This is a genomic window from Campylobacter sp. RM5063 (assembly GCF_024723655.1).
Lineage (GTDB): Bacteria > Campylobacterota > Campylobacteria > Campylobacterales > Campylobacteraceae > Campylobacter_D > Campylobacter_D lari_D.
This window is the reverse complement of sequence record NZ_JANQDA010000009.1, coordinates 1-22,403: the sequence shown is the minus strand read 5'-3', so window position 1 is coordinate 22,403 and position 22,403 is coordinate 1. Positions and strand designations below refer to the sequence as shown.

At 28.0% G+C, this 22,403-nt stretch carries 19 protein-coding genes and 1 pseudogene; 9 read left to right on the top strand and 11 right to left on the bottom strand.

The genetic code is table 11. The annotated features are described in order from the left end of the window. Nucleotides 1-7: 7 nt before the first annotated feature. Genes CAMP5063_RS04465 through CAMP5063_RS04440 form a run of 6 tightly spaced genes read right to left on the bottom strand, consistent with a single transcriptional unit; the run spans nucleotide 8 to nucleotide 5,826 of the window. On the bottom strand, nucleotides 8-1,408 hold the full coding sequence (locus tag CAMP5063_RS04465) for a Mur ligase family protein (RefSeq protein ID WP_263737726.1): 1,401 nt from the start codon (nucleotides 1,406-1,408) through the stop codon (nucleotides 8-10). Continuing rightward, nucleotides 1,401-2,144, bottom strand: a complete 744-nt coding sequence (locus CAMP5063_RS04460; RefSeq protein ID WP_263737727.1) for an alpha/beta fold hydrolase — start codon at nucleotides 2,142-2,144, stop codon at nucleotides 1,401-1,403. The genes CAMP5063_RS04465 and CAMP5063_RS04460 overlap by 8 nt, the downstream gene beginning before the upstream one ends. A 2-nt stretch (nucleotides 2,145-2,146) precedes the next feature. Continuing rightward, a complete protein-coding gene (locus CAMP5063_RS04455; RefSeq protein ID WP_087699049.1) occupies nucleotides 2,147-2,362 on the bottom strand; it encodes a type II toxin-antitoxin system Phd/YefM family antitoxin in 216 nt (71 codons plus the stop codon). Nucleotides 2,363-2,364: 2 nt separating this feature from the next. Beyond that, on the bottom strand, nucleotides 2,365-3,405 hold the full coding sequence (locus CAMP5063_RS04450; RefSeq protein WP_337194886.1) for a D-alanine--D-alanine ligase: 1,041 nt from the start codon (nucleotides 3,403-3,405) through the stop codon (nucleotides 2,365-2,367). Between the two features lie 16 nt (nucleotides 3,406-3,421). Beyond that, on the bottom strand, nucleotides 3,422-3,973 hold the full coding sequence (gene ruvA / locus CAMP5063_RS04445; protein WP_263676122.1) for a Holliday junction branch migration protein RuvA: 552 nt from the start codon (nucleotides 3,971-3,973) through the stop codon (nucleotides 3,422-3,424). Beyond that, complete coding sequence (locus CAMP5063_RS04440; RefSeq protein ID WP_337194885.1) at nucleotides 3,970-5,826, bottom strand: flagellar assembly protein A; 1,857 nt, start codon at nucleotides 5,824-5,826, stop codon at nucleotides 3,970-3,972. The genes ruvA and CAMP5063_RS04440 overlap by 4 nt, the downstream gene beginning before the upstream one ends. A 124-nt stretch (nucleotides 5,827-5,950) precedes the next feature. On the opposite strand from CAMP5063_RS04440, the gene murJ reads away from it, so the two are divergent. The 9 genes from murJ to rseP are packed head-to-tail and all read left to right on the top strand — an operon-like array spanning nucleotide 5,951 to nucleotide 16,244. After that, complete coding sequence (murJ, locus tag CAMP5063_RS04435) at nucleotides 5,951-7,405, top strand: murein biosynthesis integral membrane protein MurJ (protein WP_263737730.1); 1,455 nt, start codon at nucleotides 5,951-5,953, stop codon at nucleotides 7,403-7,405. Next, a complete protein-coding gene (gene cysS, locus CAMP5063_RS04430) occupies nucleotides 7,405-8,787 on the top strand; it encodes a cysteine--tRNA ligase (RefSeq protein WP_263737731.1) in 1,383 nt (460 codons plus the stop codon). The genes murJ and cysS overlap by 1 nt, the downstream gene beginning before the upstream one ends. Further along, entirely contained in the window at nucleotides 8,780-10,543 is a 1,764-nt protein-coding gene (locus CAMP5063_RS04425) for an ABC transporter ATP-binding protein (protein ID WP_263737739.1), read from the top strand. Before cysS ends, CAMP5063_RS04425 begins: the two co-directional genes overlap by 8 nt. A 50-nt stretch (nucleotides 10,544-10,593) precedes the next feature. Further along, nucleotides 10,594-11,652 carry a quinone-dependent dihydroorotate dehydrogenase gene (locus CAMP5063_RS04420; protein ID WP_133319237.1) on the top strand — a complete coding sequence of 353 codons (1,059 nt, stop codon included), beginning with the start codon at nucleotides 10,594-10,596 and terminating at the stop codon, nucleotides 11,650-11,652. Further along, complete coding sequence (locus CAMP5063_RS04415; protein WP_263737732.1) at nucleotides 11,649-12,902, top strand: M16 family metallopeptidase; 1,254 nt, start codon at nucleotides 11,649-11,651, stop codon at nucleotides 12,900-12,902. Before CAMP5063_RS04420 ends, CAMP5063_RS04415 begins: the two co-directional genes overlap by 4 nt. After that, a complete protein-coding gene (gene dapA, locus CAMP5063_RS04410) occupies nucleotides 12,892-13,788 on the top strand; it encodes a 4-hydroxy-tetrahydrodipicolinate synthase (protein WP_133319239.1) in 897 nt (298 codons plus the stop codon). Before CAMP5063_RS04415 ends, dapA begins: the two co-directional genes overlap by 11 nt. Then, the gene (locus CAMP5063_RS04405; RefSeq protein WP_263659588.1) at nucleotides 13,788-14,567 is read left to right on the top strand and encodes an enoyl-ACP reductase; all 780 of its coding nucleotides are present in this window, start codon (nucleotides 13,788-13,790) and stop codon (nucleotides 14,565-14,567) included. Before dapA ends, CAMP5063_RS04405 begins: the two co-directional genes overlap by 1 nt. A 38-nt stretch (nucleotides 14,568-14,605) precedes the next feature. Then, the gene (gene pgsA / locus CAMP5063_RS04400) at nucleotides 14,606-15,136 is read left to right on the top strand and encodes a CDP-diacylglycerol--glycerol-3-phosphate 3-phosphatidyltransferase (RefSeq protein ID WP_263659587.1); all 531 of its coding nucleotides are present in this window, start codon (nucleotides 14,606-14,608) and stop codon (nucleotides 15,134-15,136) included. A 1-nt stretch (nucleotide 15,137) separates the two neighbouring features. Then, a complete protein-coding gene (gene rseP, locus CAMP5063_RS04395) occupies nucleotides 15,138-16,244 on the top strand; it encodes an RIP metalloprotease RseP (RefSeq protein ID WP_263661290.1) in 1,107 nt (368 codons plus the stop codon). Here rseP and CAMP5063_RS04390 read toward each other — a convergent pair. From CAMP5063_RS04390 to CAMP5063_RS04370, 5 genes and pseudogenes are all read right to left on the bottom strand, one after another. Next, nucleotides 16,241-17,071, bottom strand: coding sequence for a hypothetical protein (locus tag CAMP5063_RS04390; protein ID WP_263661289.1), 831 nt, complete (start codon nucleotides 17,069-17,071; stop codon nucleotides 16,241-16,243). The two genes, rseP and CAMP5063_RS04390, sit on opposite strands and share 4 nt — an antisense overlap. Before the next feature lie 11 nt (nucleotides 17,072-17,082). Continuing rightward, nucleotides 17,083-17,748, bottom strand: a pseudogene (locus CAMP5063_RS08520) (methyl-accepting chemotaxis protein); the annotation flags it as partial. Nucleotides 17,749-18,430: 682 nt separating this feature from the next. Further along, nucleotides 18,431-18,937: a PAS domain-containing protein gene (locus CAMP5063_RS04380; RefSeq protein ID WP_133319244.1), complete on the bottom strand. Its 507-nt coding sequence runs from the start codon at nucleotides 18,935-18,937 to the stop codon at nucleotides 18,431-18,433. Nucleotides 18,938-18,996: 59 nt separating this feature from the next. Continuing rightward, the gene (mnmC, locus tag CAMP5063_RS04375; RefSeq protein ID WP_337194883.1) at nucleotides 18,997-20,832 is read right to left on the bottom strand and encodes a bifunctional tRNA (5-methylaminomethyl-2-thiouridine)(34)-methyltransferase MnmD/FAD-dependent 5-carboxymethylaminomethyl-2-thiouridine(34) oxidoreductase MnmC; all 1,836 of its coding nucleotides are present in this window, start codon (nucleotides 20,830-20,832) and stop codon (nucleotides 18,997-18,999) included. After that, nucleotides 20,829-22,403 (bottom strand): N-acetylmuramoyl-L-alanine amidase (locus tag CAMP5063_RS04370; RefSeq protein ID WP_337194882.1); only part of this gene is annotated, 1,575 nt, incomplete at its 5' end. The genes mnmC and CAMP5063_RS04370, both read right to left, overlap by 4 nt.

Sequence of the window (22,403 nt, the reverse complement as noted above, 5' to 3'; positions counted from 1 at the left end):
AATGGTTTTACATAAAACTTGGCGCATCATTGGAAAATAAAATCAGATCCCCATTTTGAGTTAATCTTGATAAAGTTTGCACAAGTTGAGATTTTTCTTTTAATACATAAAAATCTAATGTGATATGTTTTTGTAAAATCACGCTATTAGTCTCTGAAGTAATAATCACAAAATCAAAACATTCATTAATAATTTTACATAATTTTATATTTTCTTCTTCATTAACTTCAACTATACCAGGAGTTACTAAAACTCTTCTTCCTTGATAGCTTTTACAAAGCTCATAGCTTTGACTCATACCCTTAAAATTTCCATTAAAACCATCATCTATGATAAATTTAGGCTCTTTAGAAATCACTTGCAAGCGATGTTCTACTGCCTTTAAATTCGATACGCTTTTTGTAATATTTTCTATTTTAATTCCTAAATAATGTGCAAGCAAAATACACACACTAATATTATAAGCATTAAAAGCACCTAGTAAATTTGCATGAAAGTCATAAATACTATCATCTAATCTTATTTTAAAATCCAATCCTTCCAAACTTGCCCTAACATCACTTAAATACTCATCATAAAATTCATTTTCATATAAGGTGCTTGAGTGTAAAAAGTATTTTTCTAAACGCTTGGATTTTAAAGCTTGCAACTTAGCTTTGCGGATATTATCTTGAGTTTTAAAATATTCCAAATGTGCCAAACCAATCTCACCTACTATGCAAATTTGAGGATTTAAAAACTCTGTAATTTCTAAAATATCATTTTGCTCTCTTGCACCAGCTTCTACGATATAAATTTCAGTATTATTTTCCAAATTTTCATTGATATCTTTTACTATACCCATAAAAGTATTAACACTTCTTGGAGTCTTATAGCACTTAAACTCATCTTTTAAAAGTTCGTATAAAAAATTTTTTATACTTGTTTTTCCAAAACTTGCAGTTATTAGAATAATTTTTAAATTTGGATTATCACAAATCTTTTTACTTGCTTTTTTTATAAAACTTTTCTGATTAATTTTTTCCACAAAAAAGCTTAATAAAAATGTAACTACTAAAGCTTCTAAACCTATCCAAAAAAATGGCATAAATATCAAGCTAAAAAGTAACAAAAATAAAAAATAACGCTTAATCCTAGCAGTAAAAACTAGCTTTTTATCTAAATTTTTATATAAATATCCACCATATAGTAAAGATAGAGCAAAAACTATAAAATATAAATAAAAATTTCCACTATACAAAGAAAACACAAAAGCAAAATAAGGAATTATTAAAAAATACAAATGCCATAAGGGTTTGGAAAAGTGTAAAAATATGCGTGAAAATTTATAAGAATACCATTGTAAGGCTAAAATCAGATAAAATCCAAGTAAAAAATTCAAACTTAAAAAAGCTATCATACTAATCATTTTTTAAAAATTCCTCATGTATTTTTTCATTTATAAAATCAGCATGTTTTAAAAAGAAAAAATGATCCCCATCTAATGCAAAAAATTTCCCTTTTTGTGCTAAAGAATGGATAATTGCTCCGCTTTTTAAAGGTGTAGCCTTATCTTCATTACCCCAAAAAATCAAAATAGGATTTTTAAGCTTTTGAAATTCATTTTCTAAATTTTCATTAACAACCTTTTTAAAGGTTTCATACATCACTTCATTCATGCCTTGAGCGTCTTTACTAATAAAAAATTTCCTCCAAAAATCCCCATAAGGGAGATTTTTCAAAATTTTAAACAAGGCTATTTTAAACTTCACTTTAAAACTTTTTGGTAAAACCACGCCTGCACTAGAAAGCAAAATCAAACCTTGAAAATTAGCATTTTGGCACATAATAGTCGCAACTTTTCCGCCAAAAGAATGCCCCATTAAATAATCTGCTTTTTGCTCTATCGTAGTTAAAAAGTCTTCTACAACCTTTGCATAAGCATAAGAATCCATAGGTGCATCTATACTTGAATTTCCAAAACCAGGTAAATCTAAATAAATTTGCTTAAAATCACTCAAAGGCTTTTCAAAAGCTTGTTTCATAAGCTCTTTATTAGCACCCCAACCATGTAAAATAAGAATTGTTTTTTTGCATTTTGGATTGATGATTTCATAACTTAAATTATAAAAATATCCATTAGAATACACTCTAGTTTTTGCCATTTCTAGCCTTTTTTATCTTTGTAAATCTTTTCTAAAAGCATCACAGCTTCATTTAAACGCTCATATTCTTCAAAGTTCAAAAGTACAGCTTCAAATTTATTGTTTTTTACAATCACCACTCTACCATTTTCACTTTTTTTTGTTTTTTCAAGCATAGTACTGAAATTTCTTACCACTTCAGTTGCAGTATAAATTTCATCTTTGCTAAAAGTAGCCATGATTATAGCTTACCTTTTTGTCCATTAATACTATGAATAAAAGCATAATCAATCTTAATTTGCTTTTCAAATTCTATATTTTTAGCTAGACTATTAATTACATTAGTAAAATCTTCAAATAAATAATTTGCTAAAGATCCTGGATTTGGATTGATCTCATTTAAATAAACCTCATCATCTATCACAAAAAAATCACAGCGAATCAAAGCTCCTTTAAATAAAGGATTATAAATTCTAATAAAATTATCCCTTAATTTTTGTTTTAATTCTTCACTAATATTTGCTTCACTTACTTTAGAACTTTCTGAAAAACCTAAATATTTTTGTTCAAAATCTAAAATTTCATTTTTTCTAGGCTCTTCAATAATAGAAAATTCCATTTTTTCATCTATCATACAACCTGCTAAGTTATATTCTTTAATATTACTTACAAATTGTTCTATCACAATATCCTCATCAAATTCAAAAGCAACATCTTTGGCATACTTAAGCTCGCTTTCATCTTTAACTATGCTTATACCTATACTACTACCTAATCTTGCAGGCTTTAAAATACAAGGAAAGTCCAAAGATACATTTTGCTCTTTATGCAAATTTAAAACCTTATAATCAAGTGTTTTCACCCCTACGCTTTGTGCATAAAGTTTAGTTAAAACCTTATTAAAAGATAAAACACTAGCTTCTATGCGTGGACCTATGTATTTTATACCATAAAAATCAAGCAAAGCAGCTATTTTGCCATCTTCACCATCTTTTCCATGTATGATATTTATCGCTATATCAATGTCAAGTTTTTTCTCACCTAACATAGTTTTTATGAAAAACCCACCCTGCTTTAACACCAAGGCTTTTTCTTTTTTATAAGCACCGCTGCTAAAAGTTTTTGCATTCATTTTTTCTTCATCTATAAGAAAAAATTCCTTATTTTTATCACAAAATATAAATTTTTTTTGTGCTTTGAGTACTTTTTTTAATACCACAGCACTTACAATGCTAATTTCATGCTCATAAGAATTTGCACCAAAAATTACACCATATATCATTATATTTTTCCTTTTATTATGCTAATTTTTTCAAAGCCTCTTTAATAAGCTCACTAGTATTTTTACTCTCACAAGTTTTTAAAACCTTTAAAATATTTTCTTGTTTAAAACCAAGTGAAAGTAAAGCTGCCAAAGCTTGTGCTTGGTCTTGATTAGAATTTTCTATATTGATTTTTGTATCACTTAACTCAGCTATAATTCTTTTTGCACTCTTTGGACCAATACCAGGAACTTTTTTAAATACACTCTCATCGCCACTTTGCAAAGCTGCATAAAAAGTATTAGTATCTAAGCTTGAGCAAAGTGCCATAGCAGTAGTTGCTCCTATACCACTAATTTTGATTAATAATTCAAACATTCTTTGCTCATTTATATCTAAAAATCCATATAATTTATGAGAGTCTTCTTTGATAATTTGAGTGATTAAAAACTCAACCTTTTGATCTTTTTCAAAATTACTTGAGCAAAAAAGCGAAACAAAAACACCATAACTTACCCCACTTGAAGTTTTCAAAACTACAAAAGTAGGTTCTTTTTTACTCACTATTCCTTCAATTGCCACTATCATTTAGTTTCTTCCTTGTAATTGTTAATAGCACGAATTTCAAAAAGTTCCATCTCATTTTCTGTATTAATTTTTTGAAGCTCAAAACATTGAATTTTTTCTTCATCATGAGGATAATAGCTTAATTCTTTTCTAGGATTTAACAAAATGAATTTAATTTCATTTAAATCCATCCATTTTCCACTTTTATTAATAATCTTAGATTTTAAAAGTTTTTCTTGAATTTTCTTAAGCTTTTCCATATTTGCTTTTTCTTCTTCTTTTAAAGATTCTATTTTATTGGCAAAAATACTTAGATTTTCAATCTTTTGATTAAAATCTTTAATAGTAGCTTTATAAGCTTGCGGTATAGCTCTTTTTGCACTCATTAATTCTTTTACTTTTTGCTGTAAAATTCGTATGGAGTCTTTACTTATATTGATTGTGTGTTTAGTCTCTTCTATTTCTTTAGCTAAATTTTCTTGTTCTTTTTTCAATCCATCAACATGTATTAGTATCTCTTCTCCGCTTTTTTCTTCTCCAAAAGCTTTAAGATCTTGAATTATAAATTTATTTCCACTGCCTTGAATTTTTTCAACATGGATTAAACTTTTAGCACTACATAAACAATTTCCGCCGAGTTCTTGTATGTAAATTTCATCAGCAATAATCTCTCCACCCATAGCCTTTTTAATATTTACTTTTTTAGCCTTGATAGAGCCATTTTCCAAAGTTTCAGCAAAAACCTCCTCAGCCTCACAATATCCTCTTAAGATATTAACCTCAACCTTTTGTCCTATAATAGTGCTTTTATGATGCATATTGCCTTTAAGAATTATCTTTTTACCTCTTAAAACAGAATCTTGAGCCATATTACCAGTAACTTCTAATTCCTGAGCCTCAACAGTAATTCTAGGACCTATTGCATCTTCTAGAGTGTTTGTATTTTTAATCACAATAATAACTTGCTTATCAAAACCCGCCCAAATAGAACCTGTACTTTTAAAATCAACCTTACTAAATTCTAAATAATTTTCTATCTCATAAATGGATTTTCTTTGTATAATAAAACCATCTTTTTTAGCAATATATTTTATACTCTCATCATCTTCTTTAACTTCAAATTTATCAGAACAAATAACTTTTTCTTTATTTATTTTTGGTGGAAGTGCTTTTAAAATTTTAAATCTTAAATCCTTGCCATCGCTACCCTCTTTTGGCTTAATTCTCTCAATAGCCACCTCGTCTTTTCCTATAGGTGCTACATAGTTTCTATTCATCACATCATTATACTTTTTTAGATTTTCTAAATAATGATATTTTATTTCTTCATTTGTAGGCTCTTGCGGATTAATTCCTTTACATACTTCAAATTCAACTTCAAAATCAAATTTTTGCTTCTCTTTAACCTTAGCATTAAAATCAATAATTTGCTTTTTAAAATCAAAAATTCTAAACCCAAGCAAATATTTTTCTTTTATCATCGCTTTATAAATAGCCTCTAAAAGCTCTAGAGCTAATTTGTCATGAAAAGCAATAGTTTCACTAGCTCTAATGCTGGCTTTTAATAAAGTACAAAGCTCATTAGTATATAAACTAACTTCAAAAGTTGAAATGCGTGCAAATTTTTTAAAATAAATTTCTATTTTATATTCTTGTTCTATATTTAATTCATGATTTAAAAATTTCTCATCTTCTTCAAAAATTTTCAATTCTTTTTCATTAACTTTTATCCATTCTTGATTATCATAAGTATAAGAAGTACTAAAACTTAACAACCTAAAATCAAGTTCATCAACTTCACATTTATTTTCAGAAGCAAATATTAAAAGCTCTCTATAAGGGTCTTTAGTGTATAAAATTTTCTTTTCTTCCATAGCTTAAGCTTCCTTATTATATATAAAATTTTGATTTTAGCAAAAATAAAATCAAAATTTAGTTAAAATTAGCTCTATTAAAAATTTTATAATACTCAAACTAATGTTTAAAGAATGAAAACTAATGAGAAAAAATATTGTTTTTAAAAATTTCATCATCAATGCCTTAGGAATTTTATTTTCTAGGATTATGGGCGTTTTAAGAGATATTGTTTTAGCTTTGTACTTAGGAGCTGGAATTTATAGCGATATTTTCTTTGTGGCTTTAAAAATGCCTGCTTTTTTTAGAAGAATTTTTGCAGAAGGGGCCTTTGGACAAGCTTTTTTACCAAGTTTTTTAAAAGCAAGTAAAAAAGGTGCTTTTTGTATAAATGTTTTATTGCAATTTAGTATTATAGTGTTTTTAACCTGTATTTTAGTGAGTTTTTTTGCTGAATTTTTTACAAAGATTTTTGCTTTTGGCTTTAATAAAGAAACAATTATCTTGGCTGCGCCTTTGGTTTCTATTAATTTTTGGTATTTGTTTTTTATTTTTTTGGTAACTTTTTTAGGCTCTTTATTAAATTATAAACAAAATTTTTTCATCACTTCTTTTTCTGCTTCATTTTTTAATCTTTTTGTTGTGATTGCAGGTTTTTTTGTCAATCAAGATGAGCCTTTAGAGGCCTTGTATTATTTTTCATATGCGACTGTCTTAAGTGGTTTAGCTCAACTTATATGGCATATTTTTGCTTTAAAAAATACTAGAATTTTAAAAAGCATGTATTTAAGCATAAAACTTAAAAAAACAAAGACCAATTTAGATAAATTCCACTCTACTTTTACCCATGGACTTTTAGGCTCTTCGGCAAATCAAATTAGTTCATTATTAGATACTACTATAGCTAGTTTTTTAATGGCTGGAAGTATTTCGTATTTGTATTATTCTAACAGAGTTTTTCAGCTTCCTTTAGCTCTTTTTGCAATCGCTCTAAGTCAAGTAAGCTTTCCAAAAATACTAAGACATTTAAAAGCAAATGAAGAACAAAAAGCCTTAGCTTTTATGCAAAAAGCTTTTGAATATTTAAGCGTGCTTTTGATTTTAGCTAGCATAGTAGGGATTATTTTAGCTAAAGAAATTGTAGAGTTTTTATTTCAAAGAGGAAATTTTAATCAAGAAGATACAAAAATCACTGCATTTTTATTACAAGCTTATCTTTTAGGACTTTTACCTTTTGGTTTGCAAAAACTTTTTTCTTTATGGCTTTATGCTAAATTTAAACAAAAAATAGCCGCTATAATAGCCTTTAAAACACTTTTTATATCAGCATTTTTTAGTATAGTGATTATTTTACTTATCAAAGAAGAAGCCTATAAGAGCTTAGGCATTGCATTAGCTTCATCTATTAGTGCTTTTTATTTATTATATGCTAATATTAAAGAATTTGGCTTTAAAAATCTTTGGGGTATTTTTAGGGTTAAATTTTGGCTTATTAGTATAGTATTTTTAAGTTTATTTGCTCTAGGCTTATTTGAAATTAAAGATATTTTAATACAATTTTTAATTGGAATTTATCATTTTTTTAAAGGTTTATTTTAATGGTTTTTTTTGATAGTGTTTTAAAGAAAAAATGCGAATTTATCCCAAATGAGGCAAAAAAAGCAAACATTTATCTATGCGGACCTACTGTATATGATGATGCACATTTAGGACATGCAAGAAGTAGTGTTTGTTTTGATTTTTTAAGAAGAGTTTTACTAGCAAGTGATTATGAAGTGGTTTTTGCTAGAAATTACACTGATATTGATGATAAAATTTTAAAAAAAATACAAGAAAGTGGTAAAAGTTTAGAAGAAATTACAAATTTTTATATTAAAAGATATGAAGAAGATATGCAAGCGCTTAATATCTTAGAACCTGATTTTAAACCAAAGGCTACAGCTTATATTGAGCAAATGATTATATATATAGAAAAACTTTTAGAATTAAACCTAGCTTATAAACTTGAAGATGGAATTTATTTTGATACCAGCAAAGATGATAAATACTTTTATATCTCTAAAAGAAATTTAGAAGATAATCAATCACGCCTAGAAGAAAGCGTGGCTAAAAAAAATGATAGCGATTTTGTTTTATGGAAATTTGATGAAAAATTTTATCCTGCAAGTTTTGGCAAAGGAAGACCAGGCTGGCACACAGAATGCGTTGTGATGATAGAAAGTATTTTTAAAGATAAACTTGATATTCATGCAGGAGGCATAGATTTACTTTTTCCTCATCATGAAAATGAAGCTTGTCAGTGTCGTTGTAAAAACAATCATGAGCTGGCTAATTTTTGGCTGCATAATGGCTTTGTGCAAATTAATGGTGAAAAAATGAGCAAAAGCTTAGGAAACAGCTTTTTTCTAAAAGATTCTTTAAAACTTTTTAGCGGAGAGGTTTTGAGATTTTATCTTTTAAGTGTGCATTATAGAGCGCATTTTAACTACGCTTTAGAAGACTTACAAGCTGCTAAAAAAAGACTTGATAAATTTTATCGCTTAAAAAAACGCTTAAATTTAAATGCTTTTATAGATGAAAAAACTACCATAGAAAGCGAAGTAGCTAAAAATATCTTAGAAGTTTTAAATGATGATTTAAATGCCTCTAAAGCCTTGGCTTTACTTGATGAGTTTATCAATGAAAGTAATATTTACTTAGATCAAAACCTAAAAGACAAAGCTTATAAAATACAAGTAGAAAAAAACTTAAAAGAACTTGCTTTTATTTTTGGTATAGGTTTTATGGATACTATAAAATATTTTCAATTTGGCATTAGTCAAGAAAAATGTCAAGAAATAGAAGAAAAAATCACTCTACGCAACAAGGCAAAGCAAGAAAAAAACTATGCCTTAGCAGATCAAATCCGTGATGATTTAGCTAAAGAGAATATTCTTTTAATGGATACACCAAATGGTGTGGTATGGGAGAAAAATGGATAAAAATTACAAAGAAATGAAGCTTAAAGAGGTATTTACTCGCTTTAAGCCTTATTATAAAGATTATTGGTTTTATTTTGTTTTAGCTATTATTGGCATGCTTTTAACTAGTGGTGGCACAGCTGCTAGTGCATACATCATAGAGCCTATTTTAAATAAAATTTTTATAGAAAAAAATGTTGATTTGCTTTATTATATGCCTTTACTTGTTGTTTTAATTTATGTTTTAAAAAATCTTGGTGCTTATATGCAAGTTTATTATATATCTTATGTTGGGATAGATATTTTAAGAAGATTAAGAGAATTAGTTCTTGGCAATCTTTTACGCTTAGATATGAGCTTTTTTCATAAATACAGAAGCGGAGAATTAATCAGCCGGTGTACTTCTGATATTGGAGCTTTACAAAATATAGTTTCTACTATAATACCTGAAATTTTAAGAGAAAGTTTAACCGCGATTGGACTTTTAAGTGTGGTAATTTATCAAAGTCCAAAACTTGCTTTTTTTGCTTTAGTTATTTTACCTTTAGCAATTTACCCTCTTGCTATTTTTGCTAAAAAAATCAAAAAAATAGGACGCAATACTCAAGAAAAAAATTCTGATCTTACTTCAAGATTAAGTGAAATCTTTTCTAATATAGAACTTATTAAAGCTTCTAATGCAGGTAAAAGTGAAATGCAAAAATTCAGCCAAACTAATAGCGAAGTTTGCAAACTTTCCTTAAAAGGCATTAGAATTGAAGCTTTAAGTAGCCCTTTAATGGAATCTATGGGTTCAATTGGCTTTGCAATAGTAATTATAATAGGTGGTAAAGAAGTAATTGATGGAAGTTTAAGCATAGGTTCTTTTTTTAGCTTTACTACAGCTTTATTTATGGCTTATACTCCTATTAAAAGACTTTCTTCACTTTATACAAGATTGCAAAATGCAGTAGCAGCTAGTGAGAGAACTTTTTATCTAACTGATTTAGAACCACAAATTAAAGGTGGCGATGAAAAACTTACAGAAAATATCCAAAATATTCATTTTAAAAATGTCTCTTTAAGCTATCAAAAAGATAAAATGGTATTAAAAGATGTAAATTTTTCTTTTAACAAAGGAGAAATTCTAGCCTTAGTTGGATCAAGTGGTGGAGGAAAATCTTCTATTATCAATCTTTTGATGTATTTTTTTGAAAAAGATAGTGGTGAGATTTTAATCAATCAAAAAGACATTAGCTCTTTTGATATTATTAGTTTAAGAGAAAATATTTCTTTGGTAACTCAAAATATTTATATATTTAATGACACTATAGCTCAAAATATTGCTTATGCTAAAGAATATAACGAAACACGCGTGATAGAGGTTTTAAAACAAGCTAATGCTTATGATTTTGTTCAAGAGCTTGGTGGCATACATACTGAATTAAAAGAGCATGGAAAAAATCTCTCAGGTGGACAAAAACAACGCATTGCCATAGCAAGGGCTTTATATAAAAATCCTCAAATTTTAATTTTTGATGAAGCAACTTCAGCACTTGATAATGAAAGTGAAAAAGCCATAGTAAGAACTATAGAAAGCTTAAAAAAAGATCGCTTAATACTCATCATCGCTCATAGGCTTAGCACTATAGAAAATGCTGACAAAATTGCTGTGCTTGATAAAGGAAAAATAGCTTCTATAGGAAATGATGCTTATTTAATGCAACATTGTGAAATTTATCAAAAATTAAAACAAAAAGTACAAAAAACTGATAAAGTTAAAGAAAATGAAAACTAAGAATTATCATTTTTTTAGTAAAATATGCTATTTTGTAAAAAAGGAAAAATATGACTTATGAAAGTTTAAAACCTTTAATATATAAATTAGATCCAGAAAATGCCCATGCTTTAGCTGAATTTAGTATGCGAACGCTAGATTGTATATTTCCTGGAGGGCTTAGTTTTTTTGCAAAAGATTGTATAATAAATGATGAAATTTTAAATCAAGAAATTTTTAATTTAAATTTTTACAATCCTGTGGGCTTAGCAGGTGGCTTTGATAAAAATGCAACTATGATAAGACCGCTAAGTGCTTTAGGTTTTGGTTTTTTAGAATATGGAACTTTCACCCCAAAACCTCAAAATGGTAACGAAAAACCTAGACTTTTTAGACTTGTTGAACAAGAAAGTATTCAAAATGCTATGGGTTTTAATAATAAAGGTAAAGATGCTATCGCAAAAGAAGTAAAAAAAGTCTATCCTTTTAGCATACCTTTAGTAGCAAATATAGGCAAAAATAAAATCACTCCAAATGAAGAAGCTATTAATGATTATATTATTTTATTAAAAGAATTTAAAGATTTGTGCGATTTGTTTGTGATTAATATATCCTCTCCAAATACCAAAAATTTAAGAGATTTACAAAGTGAGGAATTTGTAAACACCCTATTTAATCAAGCAAAAGAAATCACAAAAAAACCTGTGATTTTAAAAATTGCTCCAGATATGAGTATAGATAGTGCAATTTCACTTTGCAAAAGTGCTATTAGTGCAAAAGCTGATGGTATTATCATGGCAAATACTAGTATAGATTATTCTTTAATTGATAATACAAGAACCTTTGGTGGAATTAGTGGTAGATTAATCACTCAAAAAAGTGCGACATTTTTTAAAGAAGTAGCTAAAGAAATTTATCAAGATACTATTTTAATAGCAAGCGGTGGTATAGATAGTGCTGAACTTGCTTATGAACGCATTAAAAATGGGGCTAGTTTGGTTCAAATTTATACAGCTATGATTTTCAAAGGACCAAGCATTGTTAAAAATATCAATCAAGGATTAATTGAACTTTTAAAACAAGATGGTTTTAATCATATTAGTCAAGCTATAGGAGTTAATTTTAAATGATTAATTATAAAAAAATCACCCTTGAAAATGAACTTGAAATTTACACTTTACCTGTAAATAAAAAAAGCGGGGTTATAAGTGTAGATATTTTTTATAAAGTTGGCTCAAGAAATGAAAAAATGGGAAAAAGCGGCATAGCTCACATGCTTGAACATTTAAATTTTAAAAGTACAAAAAATTTAAAAGCAGGCGAATTTGATGAGATAGTCAAGGGTTTTGGTGGAGTGGATAATGCAAGTACTGGTTTTGACTATACGCATTATTTTATAAAATGCTCTAGTGAAAATTTAGACAAATCTTTGTGGCTTTTTGCTGAATTAATGCGTAATTTAAATTTAAAAGATGATGAGTTTCAACCCGAAAGAAATGTAGTTTTAGAAGAAAGGCGTTGGAGAACTGATAATAATCCTTTAGGATATTTATATTTTAGATTATACAATCATGCCTTTTTACATCATCCATATCATTGGACTCCAATAGGCTTTTTTAAAGATATACAAAATTGGAAAATAGAAGATATACAAGATTTTCATCAAACTTTTTATCAACCCAAAAATGCTATTTTGCTTGTGAGTGGCGATATTAATGAAGATGAAGTTTTCAATCTTGCTAAAAAACATTTTCAAGATATAAAAAACACCAAAGAAATCCCTATAGTTCATGAAAAAGAACCTGAACAAGATGGTGCTAAACGCGTGATCTTGCACAAAGAAAGCGATACGCAACTACTAGCACTTGCATACAAAATTCCTGCATTTAATCATGAAGATATGCCAAAACTTTGCGCATTGAGTGAGCTTTTAGGAAATGGAAAAAGCTCATTAATAAGTGAAATTTTAATTGATAAATTAGAACTAATCAATGAATTTTATGCCTATGCAAGTGAAAATATAGATGAGAATTTATTTATATTTATTTGTGTTTGTAATGAAGGTATAAAAGCAGAAGATGTTGAAAAAGAGCTTTTGAAAATTCTTGAAGATGTAAAAAATGCCAAATTTGATGATGCTATCATGGAAAAAATCAAAAATACCGTAAAAAGTGATTTTATTTTTTCACTAAGCAATGCAAGTAGCGTTGCAAATATTTATGGATCTTATCTTGCAAAGGGTGATTTAAAACCTTTGCTTGATTATAAAAAAAATATAGAAAATCTAAGCAAAGATGATTTAATTCATTGTGCTAGAAAATACTTCAATGAAGACAAATCTACAACAATAATCTTAAAAAGGGGTGAAAATGGACAATAACATCATCATAGGAGCAATGACAGCTTTAATAACTCCGTTTAAAAATGGAAAATTAGATGAGCAAACTTACCATAAACTCATCAAAAGACAAATCGCAAATGGAATTGATGTAGTAGTGCCTGTTGGAACAACCGGAGAAAGTGCCACCTTAACCCATGAAGAACATAGAATTTGTATAGAAATAGCACTAGATGCATGCAAAGGAAGTTCTTGTAAGGTTTTAGCAGGAGCAGGAAGCAATGCCACACATGAAGCTGTAAGTTTGGCTAAGTTTGCACAAGAGCATGGAGCTGATGGAATTTTAAGCGTTACTCCATATTATAACAAACCCACACAAGAAGGTTTATATCTTCATTATAAAGAAATAGCAAAAAGTATAGATATACCTGTACTTTTATATAATGTCCCAGGAAGAACAGGGTGTGAGCTTCAAACAGAAACTATTATAAGATTATTTAGAGATTGTGAAAATATTTACGGAGTAAAAGAAGCTAGTGGAAGCATTGATAAGTGCGTTGATTTGCTAGCGCATGAACCTAGAATGATACTTTTAAGCGGGGAAGATGCGATTAATTATCCTATACTTTCAAATGGCGGTAAGGGTGTGATTTCAGTTACTTCAAATTTACTTCCTGATATGATTTCAAAATTAACTCATCTAGCTTTAAAAGAAAAATACATTGAAGCTAAAAAAATCAATGATGAGTTATATAATATTAATAAAATTTTATTTTGTGAAAGCAATCCTATACCTATTAAAGCGGCAATGTATATAGCAGGTTTAACCCCTACTTTAGAATATCGTTTGCCACTTTGCAAACCTAGTGATTGCAATTTAACAAAAATAGAAGCGATTATGAAAAACTATAATATAAAAGGATTTTAATGGATACTTTTTTTCAAAATAAAACTTTAGTAATTAGCGGTGGAACAAGAGGGATTGGTAAAGCTATTGTATATGAGTTTGCAAAAGCAGGAGCTAATGTAGCTTTTACTTATAATTCTAATGCAGATTTAGCTCAAGAAATTGTGAAAGATTTAGAAAATAATTATAAAATCAAAGCAAAAGCTTATGAATTTAACATACTTGAACCAGAAACATATAAAGAGTTGTTTGAAAAAATTGATCAAGATTTTGATAGAATAGATTTTTTCATCTCTAATGCTATCATTTCAGGTCGTGCTGTTGTAGGTGGATATACTAAATTTATGAAATTAAAGCCAAAAGGTATTAATAATATTTTCACAGCAACTGTAAATGCTTTTGTTGTTGGAGCGCAAGAAGCGGCAAAAAGAATGGAAAAAGTTGATGGGGGTAGTATATTATCTATTTCTTCAACAGGAAATTTAGTTCATATTGAAAATTATGCTGGTCATGGTACAGCTAAAGCAGCGGTTGAAGCTATGGCAAGATATGCTGCAACCGAGCTTGGTTCTAAAAATATCCGTGTAAATGTAGTTAGCGGTGGACCAATTGATACTGACGCGCTTAAAGCATTTACAAATTATGAAGAGGTAAAAAATGCAACTATCAATCTTAGTCCGCTAAACCGCATTGGACAGCCACAAGATCTAGCTGGCGCATGTTTATTTTTATGCTCTGATAAGGCAAATTGGATCACAGGCCATACTTTGATCGTAGATGGTGGTACCACCTTTAAGTAATATTACCTTAAGGGTGCTTTATAAAGGATTTTAAAAATATGAATTTACCCAATATCTTAGCTTTTATAAGGATATTATTAGCTCCACTTTTGTTTTTTTTACTTATTAATGATTTTGAAAATATCCATCCTAGTTGGGTAAATTATTTTGCTTGTGTTATTTTTAGCATAGCTGCTTTAACTGATTTTTTCGATGGCTATATTGCAAGAACTTGGAATCAAACTACTAAACTTGGAGCTATTATAGATCCTTTAGCAGATAAAATGCTTATTCTAGCTGCATTTTTAGGGTTATTACTTACACAAAAAGCTGATCCATGGATGGTTTACATTATCTTAGTAAGAGAATTTTTCATCACCGGCTTTAGAGTGGTTATGGTAAGTGAAAAAATTGATGTAAGTGCTTCTTTTGCAGGTAAAATAAAAACAACTTTTCAAATGATAGCTATTATATTTTTAATCATGCAATGGCCTTTTGCCAATACATTGTTATTTATTGCTTTAGTGCTTACACTTTATTCAGCTTTTGAATACATACTAGCTTATGTAAAACATTTAAAAAAGGTATAAATTGAAATCATATTTATTTTTATTTATTATCTTAGCTATTGGCTTTAAATTTTATTCTTTTAGTTTTTTAATAACACTTTTAGTGATATCTTTTTTAATTTTTTTTCACGAATTAGGACATTTTTTAGCTGCAAAACATATGAGGGTTGATGTAGAAATTTTTAGCATAGGTTTTGGAAAAGCTATTTTTAAAAAAACTTACAAAAATACAGAATATCGCTTATCCGCCCTACCATTTGGCGGTTATGTTAAACTTAAAGGACAAGATGATTTAAATCCTAGTGAAAAAAATTATGAGCCAAATAGCTATAACACTTTAAGTCCTTTAGCTAGAATTTATATACTTTTTGCGGGACCATTTTTTAACTTTTTTCTAGCATTTTTACTTTATATAGCCATAGGTTTTTTAGGTGTGCAAAAACTTGCACCTGTTATTGGCAATATAGCACCAAATTCAGCTGCACAAAAAGCAAATTTACAAATTGGTGATAAAATCCTAGCTATAGATGGAGTTCAAATTCAAAGTTTTGAAGAAATTGGCAAACTTGTTCACGCAAAACCAACCCTGCTTGACATAGAACGCGATAATAAATTTATCAATATCACTTTAACACCGCAAATTGACCAAGGTTATAATGAGTTTTATCAAAAAGTTCAAAAACCTCTTATTGGTATAGCACCTAAGGGTGAGTTTGTTACTATTTATCACTCAGGAATTAGCAGTTTGAAATATGCTTATGAAGAAAGCATAAATGCTTCTTTGCTTATTTTCAAAGGTCTTGCTAAAATCATCAGTGGGGAATTAGATGCTAAAAATATGGGTGGAATCATCACTATGGTGGATATAACCTCCAAAGCAGCAAATACTAGTATAGTAGTTTTATTTTTAATCACAGCTTTAATTTCCATCAATCTTGGAGTACTAAATTTACTTCCGATACCAGCACTAGATGGAGGACATATACTTTTTAATCTTTATGAATTAATTTTTAAAAAAGAAGTACCAAAAGTATGTTTTGAATATCTTAGTTATTTTGGCATGGCTTTACTTTTAAGCTTAATGGTATTTGTAACTTACAACGACATTACTCGTTTTATGAGCAATTAATAAGTCCTAGTAGCAAAATCATAGCGATTAAACTCAGCTATACTATTTTTACGATAAAAGCTATTATAAAATTGCTTACTTAAACTTTGCTCATAATTTAGTCTAAACTTAACCCACATTGCTGTTTGATCTTTTGCGCTTGTTTTTTCATCTTGATAATTAAGCGATAAATCCAAAATAGAAATTGGAGAATAAGTAATGTTATACTGATTTTGTGTTTCTTTCATGTTAGAATTTACATTTAAAACATTTAAATAAGGTAAATCAAATATAACCCCAAACTCTGTACTATCATCACTATTATTTTCTTTTATATCATAATGATTAGCATATGCTTTAAAATATTGACTAAATTGCAATTCAGCGCCAAAACTATTTTTTGCATAAGCTTGTTTATATTGATCATTGAAATAATTAAAACCAAAATTGATTTCATCAAATTCATAACGATTAATAATTCCCAAAGAATAAGCTTGCTCTAACTGCCCTATTCTTGCTTGTTTTTCTAAAAGTAAAGTAGCATTATCATAATCTAAAATTGAGTTGATATTTTTAATATTTACATTTAAAGCGTTATAATCTAAACTAGCTTCTGTTTTGTCCTTTGAGCTTAAATTTAAAACCTGTGCTAAAGAATTACTAGCAAAAGTACCAAAATCGACATTTTGACCTTGATACTCCTGCGGTTTTTGAAAAAATACTTGTTTAGAAATTGCATTTGTTTTTTGTTCTTTAGTTATATTAACATCACCCTCACTTAAGCTTTCTTCTAAATTAGAAGCAAGCGCATTTAAACATATACAACTTAAAAAAATGTATTTTTTCATTTAACCTCTTATTAAATATGTTTTTTATGCTCTATTTCGCTTATCATTTTTTCATTTATATCTTGAATTTGCTTAATATGTGCATAAATTTTTCTTTCCTCTTTGACTATTTGATTGTTTCTTATACAATCAAATAATTTTTCTATATAAGAATTTAAATTTTGATTTAAAACATAAATATTACTTGTAGAATCAAATTTGGCTAAATTTTTATCTTCTATATCTTCTATTTTGGAATTAATCACACAAGAGCAAGCTAGATATGTTTTTAAACAACACTCTAAATAAAGCAATATTTTATTAGTATCAACACTTGTCTTAGAAATCTCATCTAATAAAATTTTAGCTTTCTCATCAACACCGGTAAACACCTCTTGGAATTCTTCTAAACTTGAGTTAGATTTTTTAGCAACTTTATAAGCTTCATTAGTTATATTTTTAATATTACTCATTTGCTCTATTGATACTTTAATCATCACAGAAATTTCTTTGGCAGCCTCTTGAGTTTTTTCAGCTAAATGTCTTACCTCATCTGCAACTACCGCAAAACCTCTACCATGCTCTCCTGCACGAGCTGCCTCAATAGCTGCATTTAATGCTAAAAGATTGGTTTGCTCTGTAATATCTTCTATAATAGATATAAAAGAAGAAACATTATTAATTTGCTGTGAAAAAGTATCCATTAAAGTATGAATTTGAGTGATATTTTCACCTAAATTTTGCAAATCGACTGAAATTAATTCTGCATTTTTGGCACTTTTTGAAGAATGAGTAGAAATATCATTTGCCTGCTCATATATATCATACATAGTGCTTGCATTATCATTTAATTTCACATTAATCAAAGCTAATTCTTTTTGCAAAGAATCCGACATATCCTTAGAAACATTTTCAACGACAATACTTCTTATGGATAAATTTTGAGTTTTTTCTATTTCTAAAGTAGCTTCATTAATAATTTTAGCATTATATGCGAAAGTACCCATTAAGCCTTCTAATCTTGCTTTTCTATAAAATCTTTGTTCTTTTACAGCTAAAATAGCATTAAGAATTTCTCTGTTAAAAGCCTCCATTTGATCAGCTAAATCATTCACAACCCAACTTAATTTTCCTACTCCAGATTTTGGAACAGCTATATGAGTAATTCTTGCTTCCAAATTTCCTTTTGTAAGCTCATTTAAAACTTGAGTAATCCTTAAAACTTCTTTATTTCTATAATAAGCACTAGCAAGCCCAAATAACACCACTAAAGTTCCAATCACACAAAAAATAAAACCAAAAATATTATTTTCTACTATTTCCAAGATTGCCATCAAACAAAATAAAAATAAAGCAAAATAATTTACAGATTGATTGATATTATATTGATAAAACCAATTCTTCATAACTCATCCCTTTTGTATTTAAATAATCATCAAGTTTCTTCCTTGATGCACCTTTTCCACCTTTTTGCTCTTCAATCAAAAGCTCTTTGTATAATTTTTCTATTTTTTCAACTGCTTCTTTTTTGGGTTTTAAACGCATAGAATAATACCCAACAACTTCTCCTTTGGAATCAAACGAAGGACTGATAAAAGCCAAAACCCAATAAAATGATCCATCTTTTGATAGATTCTTAACATAAGCTATAATCTCTTTTTTACTCTTAAGTCTTTCCCAAAGTAATTCAAAAACAACTTTTGGCATATCCGGATGACGCACTATATTATGAGGTTTTCCCAATAATTCTTCCTCACTATAGCCCGAAAGAGAAATAAAGATTCTATTGCAATATATGATTTTTCCTGTAGTATCTGTTTTGGAAATAATCATTTGTCCGTCATTGAAAAATTTTTGATTATTATTTGGCAAAATTTTTCTTTTCATATACCCTCCTTAAAATATTAATTTTAATATACCAATATATAAAATTAATAAATCAAAGATTAAATAAGTCCTTTTTTAAGCTTTCTAATTAAGAATCTTGCAGGATGTAAGGCATATAAAAATTCTTTTTTTATTCTTGGCTCATCAAAAATCAATGAGCTCATCACTCTAGCACAAACAATAGCACTAGCAAAAGCTCTAGATCCATGAGCAATAGAAAAATACAAAGGAATAAAATCATTTGGTATGACTTGATTTTTATTTTTATGCCATAAAAGTGCTTTATAATTTTGCATATAAAAATTTTCATCATAGGCTTGACCTGCTATGGCAAATCTATCACTAGAATATGATCTAAATCCTACTTTACCGCCCATTATCTCTAAATTTTCATCGTGCAAAAACTCTTTTACATTTTCAATATTTTGCAAATCATCATTTTTTAAAAGCGTTGTATCTTGATTAAGCCTATCATAACTTGCGCCAATAAGTTGTAAATTAAGCTCCTCATTAATAGGACAAATATATCCTTTAGAAGATAAGGCATGCGGGTTTTTTAAAAATGGTTTTAAATGAGTACATTGACCTCTTACACTACTTAATTTCATATATTTATACTCTAAAAAATTCTTAACATCAGCACCTTGAGCATAGATTAACACATCATAATCTTTTAAAATTTTTTGATTATTAAAATTTAAAAAAAACTTTTCATTTTTATAAGAATAATCTTTAAATTCATACTCAAAAAATACCCTAGCCTTGCTTTTTTGCAAAAGTGTCTTCACAAGCTCTTGAGGTTTTATACAAAATCCATCTTTTAAAAAGGCTTGATTATTAATAATTTCAAATAAAACATTATCTTTTTGACTATCAAAACGCTCTTGCATAAGCTCATTATGAGCAAATTCATAAACCCCTTGTGGAATTAAATTTAAAATTTGTCTATAAAATCTACTTGCTTCTAAAAAAGCATATTGTGAAAACTCGCCCAATAAAACATCGGGTTTTAAAATCAAAGAGCTTAAAATTCCATTGATATTTCCAGAAGCGCCTTTTCCTAATGAATTTTCTTTTTCAAAAACATCTACTTGAACATTTCTTAAAGAAAGCTCATAAGCCATGCTTGCTCCGGCTATACCTGCTCCAATAATAGCTATTTTTTGAATCTCTTTTTTTAAAGATGGGGTATTAAAATATGCAAATTTATCTTCAAATTCTAAACCATTAAAAATGGCTTGTATCATTTCTCTTTTTCTAAAACCTTTTATCTTTTGCACTTGAAAATTGTTGTTAATTAAAGCCTTTTTTAAAACACTAGCAGAAGAAAAAGTTAAAATCTTAGCATTTATTTTTGAGTTTTTAGCAACATCGTTTATAATATTATCATCAAACATATCTTGATTTTTAGAAGGTGAAAAACCATCTAAATACCAAATATTTGCCTTAAAGTCTAAATTTTGTAGATTTTCTTTAGCATCACCAAACACCAAATCTAAAAAACAATCTTGAAAATAAAACCTATAAACTCCATCCTTACATGGAGGATAAAAATTTAAAAATTGCTCTAAAACTTCTTTAAATTCCTCATAAAAACCAAGTTTTTTATAAATTTCTCTTAATTTATCTTTTTCTATATAAAAATTTTCAAAGCTAAGATAAAAAAGTCTTTGATTGTGTTTTTTTTCTTTTAAAAAACGCTTTAATGTAAGAAAGAAATTTAAGCCTATACCAAAACCAAGTTCTGCTACAATAGTTTGTTTGTTTTCAAAGTCAAAAGCATTTGTATATATAAATTTGCTTTCACTTAAACCATCACTAGAATTAAAATAATAATCATCAAAATCCAAAGAAAAAGGCGCATTATTTTTTATAATAATATTTGCTTTTTTCATTGATTCTTATAAAAATAACTTTCAATTCCATTGGCAATACCAATGGCTAATAATTCTTGGAAATTTTTATTTGTCAATCTATTTCTTTCACTAGGATGACTAATATAACCTGTTTCAATCAAAATCGCTGGCATTTGTGCTCCTACTAAAACCCAAAACGGAGCCTCTCTAACCCCGCCATCAACAACTTTATATTTTTTTCTTACATTGCTCAAAATTTTTTTCTGCACATCGATAGCTAATTTATTTGAAGCAACTATTTTTTCACGATTTAAAAAATTTAAAAATGTTTGCTTGGAAAAATAATTCATTTCTTCAAAATCTGATTGATTTTCTGCTTCAGCAGCTTTTTTACTTCTTTCGCTTCTTGCAGGAGATAAAAAGAAAGTTTCAATTCCTTGTAAAGTCTTAGCTCTTTGTTTATTTGGTGCTGCATTTGCATGGATAGAAATAAACAAATCTGCCATTTTCTCATTAGCCATGGAAGTTCTATCTCTAAGGTTTATAAATTTATCAGTACTTCTTGTGTAATAAATTTTATATCCTCTTTTTTTTAGCTCATTTCCAAGTTTTAAAGCCACACTTAAAACTACATCCTTTTCTCTAACACCCTTATCTCCTAAAGTTCCTGGATCCTTACCTCCATGACCTGGGTCAATTACTATAATTTTGCCTGATTTTTTGATAGTAGCTTTTGCTGCTTTTGAAGTATTTTTTACTGGCGTTTTTTTAATCTTTTTCTCAAATCCTACAAATAGCTCATCATCATCCAAATCAAGACTAGTCTTAAAATCACTAGTAGAATTTAAAACAATTCTTACTGTAGTTTTATTAAACTGCACTATTGTGATAGATTGATTTTTATTAATATCAATTTTTTTTCTATCACCTTCTAGAATGGCTTCAAAACTCACAATAGAACGATACATTTTACCATCTTTAAAAGAGTTGATTTTAATATCTTCAATATCAATATCATTATTTAATTTTAAATTAACACCACTTTTATCTTTACTTGATTTTAAAATATATAAAGGTTCATTTCTAACAACTTCTTTTTTAACTTCTGTTTTTTTAATCTCGCTTTGTTTTTTAACTATAGGTTTAGGTTCTTCTTTTTTTTCTATTTTTTCAAGTCCCATAAAAAGACTTTGATCTTTAAGCTCTATTTTTACTTTTAACTCTTTTTTAGAACTCAAAACTAAACGCATGCTAGTTGGATTAAATTGTGATACAATAATATCAAAATCTTTAAATTCAAAATTTCTCTTTGGCCCTTTTAAAATTCCATCAAAATCTGCAACATAACGAAAATTATCACCTTTTAAAGTAAAATTTTTTATATCTTTTTGGCTAATTTTTTCACTCAAATCAAGCAAAACACCATTATCTAATTTTTTAACATCAAGAATAAAAAGCTCTTTTTGTGCCGAAGTTTTTTTATCTTCTTTTTTATCTTCTTTTTTATCTTCTTTTTTATCTTCTTTTTTATCTTCTTTTTTATCTTCTTTTTTATCTTCTTTTTTATCTTCTTTTTTATCTTCTTTTTTATCTTCTTTTTTATCTTCTTT

Bases quoted from the DNA above. Each gene is read 5' to 3' on its own strand.
- pgsA (WP_263659587.1), top strand. From the start codon at position 14,606: ATGAATTTACCCAATATCTTAGCTTTTATAAGGATATTATTAGCTCCA.
- CAMP5063_RS04425 (WP_263737739.1), top strand. From the start codon at position 8,780: ATGGATAAAAATTACAAAGAAATGAAGCTTAAAGAGGTATTTACTCGC.
- ruvA (WP_263676122.1), bottom strand. From the start codon at position 3,973: ATGATAGTGGCAATTGAAGGAATAGTGAGTAAAAAAGAACCTACTTTT.
- CAMP5063_RS04460 (WP_263737727.1), bottom strand. From the start codon at position 2,144: ATGGCAAAAACTAGAGTGTATTCTAATGGATATTTTTATAATTTAAGT.
- CAMP5063_RS04455 (WP_087699049.1), bottom strand. From the start codon at position 2,362: ATGGCTACTTTTAGCAAAGATGAAATTTATACTGCAACTGAAGTGGTA.
- CAMP5063_RS04390 (WP_263661289.1), bottom strand. From the start codon at position 17,071: ATGAAAAAATACATTTTTTTAAGTTGTATATGTTTAAATGCGCTTGCT.
- cysS (WP_263737731.1), top strand. From the start codon at position 7,405: ATGGTTTTTTTTGATAGTGTTTTAAAGAAAAAATGCGAATTTATCCCA.
- CAMP5063_RS04415 (WP_263737732.1), top strand. From the start codon at position 11,649: ATGATTAATTATAAAAAAATCACCCTTGAAAATGAACTTGAAATTTAC.
- CAMP5063_RS04380 (WP_133319244.1), bottom strand. From the start codon at position 18,937: ATGAAAAGAAAAATTTTGCCAAATAATAATCAAAAATTTTTCAATGAC.
- CAMP5063_RS04450 (WP_337194886.1), bottom strand. From the start codon at position 3,405: ATGATATATGGTGTAATTTTTGGTGCAAATTCTTATGAGCATGAAATT.
- dapA (WP_133319239.1), top strand. From the start codon at position 12,892: ATGGACAATAACATCATCATAGGAGCAATGACAGCTTTAATAACTCCG.
- murJ (WP_263737730.1), top strand. From the start codon at position 5,951: ATGAGAAAAAATATTGTTTTTAAAAATTTCATCATCAATGCCTTAGGA.
- CAMP5063_RS04465 (WP_263737726.1), bottom strand. From the start codon at position 1,408: ATGATTAGTATGATAGCTTTTTTAAGTTTGAATTTTTTACTTGGATTT.
- CAMP5063_RS04420 (WP_133319237.1), top strand. From the start codon at position 10,594: ATGACTTATGAAAGTTTAAAACCTTTAATATATAAATTAGATCCAGAA.
- CAMP5063_RS04440 (WP_337194885.1), bottom strand. From the start codon at position 5,826: ATGGAAGAAAAGAAAATTTTATACACTAAAGACCCTTATAGAGAGCTT.
- mnmC (WP_337194883.1), bottom strand. From the start codon at position 20,832: ATGAAAAAAGCAAATATTATTATAAAAAATAATGCGCCTTTTTCTTTG.
- CAMP5063_RS04405 (WP_263659588.1), top strand. From the start codon at position 13,788: ATGGATACTTTTTTTCAAAATAAAACTTTAGTAATTAGCGGTGGAACA.